General features: G+C 56.3%; 1 protein-coding gene. It reads left to right on the top strand.

Features of this window, described 5'->3' with window-relative positions; genetic code table 11:
• The coding region (locus FQZ95_RS03170; protein ID WP_160529876.1) for an IS66 family transposase at positions 1-215 on the top strand (215 nt) is incomplete at both ends.

Raw genomic sequence — 215 nt, 5'->3', positions numbered from 1 at the left:
AGCGCCCTGAAAGTGATCCGCACAGAACGGGTAAAAAAAGCCTGTACAAAATGTGACTGCATCGTTGAAGCACCGGCGCCGTCCCGCCCGATAGAGCGTGGTATCGCGGGCCCCGGATTACTTGCCCGCGTGTTAACGGGAAAATACTGCGAACACCTGCCACTGTATCGTCAGAGTGAAATCTTTGCCCGACAGGGTGTCGAACTGAGCCGTGC

The sequence above is a fragment of the Escherichia sp. HH41S genome (assembly GCF_009820115.1).
Lineage (GTDB): Bacteria > Pseudomonadota > Gammaproteobacteria > Enterobacterales > Enterobacteriaceae > Escherichia > Escherichia coli_F.
Note: the sequence above shows the minus strand (reverse complement) of the source record. Positions and strands in the feature narration are given on the sequence as shown.